The 7320-nt window shown below is 75.2% G+C and carries 4 protein-coding genes and 1 pseudogene; 1 reads left to right on the top strand and 4 read right to left on the bottom strand.

Annotation, left to right across the window (positions count from 1 at the left end; all coding sequences use genetic code 11):
• The 4 genes and pseudogenes from E4P40_RS13835 to E4P40_RS13820 all read right to left on the bottom strand — a co-directional run.
• Window positions 1–857: pseudogene (locus E4P40_RS13835) on the bottom strand (hypothetical protein); the annotation flags it as partial.
• A gap of 80 nt (window positions 858–937) precedes the next feature.
• Complete coding sequence (gene murJ, locus E4P40_RS13830; protein ID WP_280790615.1) at window positions 938–2845, bottom strand: murein biosynthesis integral membrane protein MurJ; 1908 nt, start codon at window positions 2843–2845, stop codon at window positions 938–940.
• Window positions 2842–5181: a DUF6049 family protein gene (locus E4P40_RS13825; protein ID WP_135159142.1), complete on the bottom strand. Its 2340-nt coding sequence runs from the start codon at window positions 5179–5181 to the stop codon at window positions 2842–2844. The genes murJ and E4P40_RS13825 overlap by 4 nt, the downstream gene beginning before the upstream one ends.
• Before the next feature lie 74 nt (window positions 5182–5255).
• Complete coding sequence (locus tag E4P40_RS13820) at window positions 5256–5732, bottom strand: NUDIX hydrolase (RefSeq protein WP_135159141.1); 477 nt, start codon at window positions 5730–5732, stop codon at window positions 5256–5258.
• A gap of 42 nt (window positions 5733–5774) precedes the next feature.
• On the opposite strand from E4P40_RS13820, the gene E4P40_RS13815 reads away from it, so the two are divergent.
• Window positions 5775–7289, top strand: a complete 1515-nt coding sequence (locus E4P40_RS13815; protein WP_135159140.1) for a CCA tRNA nucleotidyltransferase — start codon at window positions 5775–5777, stop codon at window positions 7287–7289.
• The last annotated feature ends 31 nt before the right edge of the window (window positions 7290–7320 follow it).

The raw sequence follows: 7320 nt of genomic DNA, 5'->3' as shown, positions 1-7320 counted from the left end.
TCGGCCTGCGCGGCGGGGGCGTCGGGCGCGGTCTCGGGCTGGTCGCTGCGCCGGTCGCGGAGCTTGCGCAGCCAGCCGCTGTCGGTCTCCTTGTCCGCGCCGTCGCCGTGGCCGCGGTGCGCCGACGCGGCCGTCGAGCCCGTGGAGCGCGGCCGCTCGGCCAGCAGCGCGGCCATCGCGGCCACGCTGGACAGCCCCTGGCCCGGCTCGGTCGAGCGCGCACGGCGGACCAGTGCCACCAGGTCGGAGGGACCGGTCAGCGGCCGCGGCTCCGGGTCGGCAGGGTCCAGGCCGGTCAGGCAGGCCTCGAGGAGGGCGCCGAGCGCAGCGATGTCCCCGTCGATGGTGCCGGTGGCCGCGGGGACCGCGCGCAGGCCGACCAGGCCGTTGGGCCGCAGGACGACGTTGTCGGTGGTGAGACCGCCGACGGCGAGCCCGACGCGGTGGGCCTCGGCGATGCCCTCGGCCAGGCGGCGCAGCACCGTCCGGACGTCGCGCTCGGGCAGCGGGCCGCTCGCCAGCCGGTCGGCCAGCGTCTCGCCGTCGATCCACTCGTTGACGACGTACGCGGCACCACCCGGGGCCGTGGCCTCTCCCGCCACGCCCCCGACCCCCTCGGAAGCGTCGTAGACCATTGCCAGCGCGGGCGTGGCCAGCCCGCCGGCGGTCAGCGCGCGGGCGATCCAGGCGTGCGCCGCGGGACCGGCGGGCGTGTGCACGCGGATCGCGACGTCCCGGTTGAGGACCCGGTCCTTGGCGCGCCAGCAGCGGATGACGCCGGTCGGTGTCGGTTCGTCGGGGCCCACCTGATCCAGCGGCCGGTAGCGGTCCGGCAGGCCGGTGGTCGTCGACGTCATCGACACTGTCGACCCCCTGTCCTGGTCCGCTCGCCCGTGCGACTGCCCAGGCGTCGGCGACGCACTCTGCGAAGGATCGGTCATCCGCGTCCCATCCGGGCCCTGACAGCTGCCAGGGGCTCCCTGAGTTCGGGGACGCGAGCGACCGCGAGACCTGCGAGAGCCACGCCGCCGATGACCACGGTACCGACCAGCACGGCGGCGAGCGACCCTGTGGTGGACGCGCCGAGCAGGTCGTCGGTCACGTTCCGGACAAGCCAGCCGGCGCCACCGGCGACCAGGGAGGCCGCGGCGATCCGCAGGACCGGCCCGAACGTCTCCCGGGTGCGCAGTCCGCCCAGCCGGCGGCGCAGCGCGACGTCCCCGATGACCCAGCCCGCCACGTACGTGATGCTGGTCGCCAGCATGAGTCCCGCGACCACGTGATCGGGTTCGACCAGGGCGGGCACCAGCAGGAGCAGGGGCACGCGGACGGCGACCATGCCGACCTGGATCAGGGTCGGCGTGCGGGCGTCCTTCATGGCGTAGAAGACGCGGAGCTGCAGCAGGGTGACAGCCATCGGGAGCAGGCCGAAAGCCCCGATGGCCAGCGCGGTGCCGATGCCGGCGGCCTCGGCGGCCGTCGTGTTGCCCCGGGCGAAGATCAGCGAGGCCAGGGGAGGCCCGAGGACGATCAGGGCGGCGGTCACCGGCAGCAGACCCAGGGCCGACAGACGGGTGCCCAGGGCGAGGTCCTCGGCGACCCCCGGGACGTCGTGCCGGGCGGCGGCGCGGCTCATCCGCGGCACCAGCGCGGTCAGCAGGGCGACGCCGATGATCCCGTAGGGCATCTGGAACAGCAGGCTCGCGATCGCGAAGGCGCTGGAGCCCAGGGCTCCCTCCCGTCCGGCCGCGTTGGCGATGCGGGTGGCCACGATGACGCCGACCTGGCTGACGGCCACGTAGCCGATCACCCACAGCCCGAGCGAGCCCGCCTCGCGCAGACCGGTGTTCTTCAGGCCCCAGCGCGGCCGCAGCGGCACGCCGGCCCGCCCCAGCAGCGGCAGCAGGACCAGCGCCTGGACGGCGATGCCCAGCACCGTGCCGATCCCGAGCAGCCACACCAGGCCCGGCGAGATCGTGGCCGGGTCCAGGTCACCCGGTCCGCTCATCGCGAGGAAGAGCACGCCGGTGGCGATCACCACGACGTTGTTCAGGACCGGCGCCCACGCGGGCGGGCCGAAGACACCGCGCGAGTTCAGGATCGCCTGCGCCAAGGCGCCGATGCCGTAGAAGACGATCTCGACCAGCAGGATGCGCGACAACCAGTTGGCGAGCTGGACCTGGGCCTCGTCGTCGGTGATGCCGTACAGCGCGGTCAGCAACGGCGCGGCGGCGATCGCCACCGCCGTCACGACCACCAGGCCGCCGATGGCGAGGGTGGCCAGCCGCTGGGCGTACGCCGTCCCGCCGTCGGGGTCCCGCTCCTGCGCGTGCACCAGAAGGGGGACGACGACGGAGGCCAGGATCCCGCCCAGCAGCAGCTCGTAGACGATGTTGGGCAGCGTGTTGGTGGTGTTGTAGGCGTCGTTGACCAGGCCGACGCCGAGCGCGGCGGCGAGCACCATCGTGCGGAGCAGGCCGGTGATGCGGGAGACGAGCGTCGCGACCGCCATGGTGCCGGCGGCGCGCAGGATGCCGCTGCTGGCGCCGGGTGCACCCTCGCGCTGCTCGACCTCCTCGTCGCTCTCCCCCACCGGACCCCGCGGGACCGGCGGGAGCGACGTCATCACCTGGGTGTCGTCGGCGGCGGGCACCCAGCGGTTGCGGGGGGCCGGCGGCGGCACCGGGGGCAGGGGCGGCAGGGAGCGGGGTGGTACGGGGGGCGCCTCGGGGGCGGGGGCGCTAGCGAACGGCGCCGACGGCGGCGGGGCCGCCCGGTACGGCGACGGGGGCAGCGGCGGGCCGCCCGCGCGGGCGGGGCGGTCGCTGTCGGGGCCGCTGGTCACACCGGGCTCCGGTTGGGCGGCATCGCCACGGTGGCACCTTCGGGGCCGCCGGGTCCGAGCTCGGCCTGCTCGCGGGCCGCACGCCGCCGGCGCAGGACGAAGTTGACCAGCCGCCGCAGGAAGAGCAGGCCCAGCAGCGCGGCGGCGCCGATCGTGATGAGCAGCGAGATGGGCCCGTAGGCGGTGCTCTTCACCTGGAGCTGGATCTCGTCGCCCAGCGGACCGCCGCCGGGGGTGGTCAGCTGCGCGGTCACCGCGAACCCGCCGGACTGGCGTAGCTCGGTGGGCACGGTGAGGGTCGTCCGCTCCCCGGGCGCGAGGGTCTGCGTGCCGATGTCCCCGATCGACAGCCCGCGGTTGCCGCGGGTCCGGACCTCCAGCAGCACCTCGACGCTCACGGGCAGGTCGTTGCGGACGGTCAGGACCAGGGGTGCGTCACTGGAGGCCAGGCTGTACGTGCCGTCGGCCGGCGCCAGGAGGGTCACCCGCCCCCGCAGCCGGTCCAGCGACGCGCTGAGGGCCGTGGCGGCGGCGCGGAAGCCGTCGGGGTCGGCCCGCCACCCGACGGTCGTGGTGCGGGAGATGGCGGCGTCGGAGGAGCGCAGCGCCCGGTCGGCGTCACCGGCGACGGCACCGGCCACGTCGTCCCGGGTGGCCACGGCCGTGGCGACGGCGGCCAGCCCGGTGGCGTCGAGGTGGATCACGTCGACCGGGTCTCGGAGGTCCCCTGCCGCGGTGGCCGGGCCGGCGGCGAGCTCGTCGACCGAGCCGGCCCGCAGCCATGGCATCGCGGTCGTGTCGGCCATCATCGCGCCGGCGCCCTCGGGCCCGGCCTCGACGTCCCGCGGCGCCGCCACCAGCACGGTCTGCTCCGTACCTGCGGGAGCCTGCAGTCCGATCACCGCGAGCTCGGCGAGGTAGCGCTGCTCGGCCAGGCGGGCACCACCGGGCACCTGCTCGGCGGTCCCGACGATCTCCCCCAGCGTCGGGTCGGCGACGAGGGCCCCGAGGGTTCCGCTCGGCGTCGTGACCGAGGTTCGCGCCGCGGCGGCGGGACCCGACAGCCCGACCGCGGCGTCGCCGTCGGCCAGGGCACCCGGCCCGAGGACGACGCTGCGCACGCCGCCGGCCTGCAGCGTCGCGAGGGTGTCGCTGCGGAGCGACCCCCCCGCCGCCCAGGCCACGTCGGTCCGCGGCTCGACGTCCAGCGCCTCGGCGAGGATCTCCGCCCCGGCGCCGAGTCCGCTCTCCTCCGCCTCCGGCGCGGGTGCCGGCGTCCCCGTGGCCGGGGCCGCGGGCGTGGCCGCGTCGTCGCCGGGCGGGTCCTGGGCCGTGCCGTCCGGCGTACCGGGCAGGCTCCGGGTCAGCACCTCGGACATGCCCGACGCCTGGAGCGCGTCGGCGTCGACGTCCCCGTAGGGCAGCGCCACGACCGGATGGACGGCGGCGACGGCGGCGAGCCGCTCCAGGAATGCGGCGGCCGCGTCGGTGCCCCGGCCCGTGCCGGTTCCGCCCACCTCGTACGGGCCGGCGGCCATGATCTGCAGCTCCTCCACCAGCGCCGGGTCCACGGCGAGGGTGACGGGGAGGGCGGGCACCGGCTCGGGCGCACCGGGCGCCTGGGCGTCGGGGAGGCGTTCGACGACGGTCAGCGCGCGGTCGAGCCGGCCGCCCTCGCTGATCACCTCGGTGAGGTCGTCGTCGGCGAACCGGCCGGAGGGCTCGCGGTGGGTGCGCTCGACCAGCGGCCACAGCCACGCGACGGCCGCGCGCGAGGGCGGCAGCACCTGCTGCTGCACGACGTAGGTGGGCAGCTCGCCGACGCGCCGCTGGTCGTTGCCGTCCACCGCGCCGTTGACGTTGATGAGGACCGGGTAGACGCCGTCCTGGGTGAGCTCCAGCGCCTCGGCCGCCAGGTTGTAGCTGAAGTCCAGCCGGCCGCCCGGGGCGAGCTCGCCGGGCACGTCGAGGAACGGCGGCTCGACGGTGGTCGCCGGATCGGGGTCCTGGGCGAGGGAGGCCAGCTCGGCGCGGGTGGTGACGACGTCCCCTCGCTGCAGCCGGAGGCTGAGGTCGGTGATCGCGGTGGAGCCGGTGTTCACCAGCTGCCCGGTGACCGTGACGGTCGCACCGGGGGTGAGGGTGCGGGGCTCGAACCGGCCGACCTGGATCTGGACCGGGCGGTCGTCGTCGCGGGTGTCGTCGTCCGCCGGTGCGGCATGTGCGACAGGGACGGGTGCCACGACCCCGGACGGCATGGCCCCGAACGCCATGACTCCGAACGCCGTGGCGAGCAGAGGTGCGACGGCGGCGCGCAACAGCGCCGGCCGCGACATCAGACCTCCTCGCTGGCGCTCGTCGGCCGCTGACGCGTTGCGATGCTGTGCCGTCTCTGACCTCGCAAGCTCGGTCAGGCCGTGTCGGCCAGCAATGCGGGCGCGCGCTCGACCAGTGCCCGCTCGTCGGCGTAGGCCAGTCGGCCGCTGAGCTCGTCCAGGGGCACCCAGGCGACCTCGGTCACCTCGACGTCGGCGTCGGAGAGGGCGCCTCCGATCGCGCGGAGCAGGAAGTGGTGCACGGTCTTGTGCACGCGGCGGCCGTCGGCGACGAACCAGAAGTCGATGATCCCGAGCGGCGCGACGACCTCGCCGATGATCCCCGTCTCCTCCGCGACCTCGCGGACGGCGGTGTCCTCCGGCGTCTCGCCGTCCTCGATGTGCCCCTTCGGGAGGGACCAGAGCAGACGGCCGCGGCGGTCCGTGCGGCCGATCAGGGCAGCACGGGGCCCGGTCACACCGTCGTCCGCCACCACCAGGCCCCCGGCGGAGGTCTCGTCGACCCGGCGCAACCGGCGGCCGGGGCGTCCGCGCCCGCCCGTCCCAGCCATGCCAGGAGGGTAGCGCGACCCGTCGCACTACCCTGGCTCGTCGTGTCCGCCAAGCCCCCGAGTCGCCCAACGCCGCAGCCGGTGCCCCCGGCTGTCCAGGCGACCGTGCGGGAGCTGGTCGACCTCTCTCCCGTCCTCACCGAGCTGGGTCAGCGGTTCACCGCGGCCGGCTTCGAGGTGCACCTGGTCGGCGGCTCGGTGCGGGACGCGCTCCTCGCGGCGGCGGCGGACGGGCCGCGCGTCCCCGGCGACCTGGACGTCACGACGGACGCCCGGCCCGAGCAGGTCCTCGAGCTGCTGCGCGGCTGGGCCGGTTCCACGTGGAACACCGGCATCGCGTTCGGCACCGTCGGCGCCGAGGTGCATCGACAGGGCACCAGCGTCCGGCTGGAGATCACCACCTTCCGGGCCGACCGCTACGACCGTGAGTCGCGCAACCCCGAGGTCGCCTGGGGCGACTCGCTGGTCGACGACCTCGCGCGCCGCGACTTCACCGTCAACGCCATGGCCGTCTCCCTCGGCCCCGACCGGACGGTGACCGACCCCTTCGGCGGGCTCGGTGACCTGCTGGCCAAGCGGCTGCGCACCCCCGGGTCGGCCGTCGACTCCTTCGCCGACGACCCGCTGCGGATGCTGCGCGCCGTCCGTTTCGTGGCCCAGCTGCAGTTGACCCCGGACGACGAGGTGGTGGCCGCGATGACCTCCTCGGCCGCGCAGCTGGGCCGGATCACCCCCGAGCGGGTGCAGGTGGAGCTGTCGAAGACCCTGCTGCAGGACTCGCCGAGGGCGGCGCTCGAGCTGTTCGTCGACACCGGCCTGGCCGACGTCGTCCTGCCGGAGCTGTCCGCGCTGCGGATGGAGATCGACGAGCACCACCAGCACAAGGACGTCTACACCCACTCGCTGACCGTGCTGGACCAGGCGATCGAGCTGGAGAAGGCAGCGGGGCGGGCGGGGGAGGACGGAGCGGAGTCGCCGGACCTGGTGCTGCGGCTGGCCGCGCTGCTGCACGACATCGGCAAGCCGGCGACGCGGCGGCACGAGCCGAAGGGCCGGGTCTCGTTCCACCACCACGAGGTGGTCGGGGCGAAGCTGGTCCGCAAGCGGCTGACCGCGCTGCGCTACCCCAAGGACGTCGTCGAGGCGGTGTCCCGGCTGACCTTCCTGCACCTGCGCTTCCACGGCTACGGCACGGGTGAGTGGACCGACTCCGCCGTGCGCCGCTACGTCACCGACGCCGGCGACCTGCTGCCCCGCCTGCACAAGCTGGTGCGCTCGGACTCCACGACCCGCAACAAGCGCCGCGCGGCGATGCTGTCGGCGACCTACGACTCCCTGGAGCAGCGCATCCGGGAGATCTCCGAGCAGGAGGACCTGGCCCGCGTGCGGCCCGATCTCGACGGCAACGCGATCATGGAACTGCTCGGCCTGGAGCCCGGCCCGGACGTCGGACGGGCGTGGCGGTTCCTCAAGGATCTCCGGCTCGAGCGCGGTCCGCTCGACCGGGACGAGGCCGAGGCGGCCCTCCGCGAGTGGTGGACGGACCGGCAGGACTGAACTCCGTCCCCGGTTGTGCCGACAATCGCAC

This window comes from Blastococcus sp. CT_GayMR20 (assembly GCF_004570345.1).
Note: the sequence above shows the minus strand (reverse complement) of the source record. Positions and strands in the feature narration are given on the sequence as shown.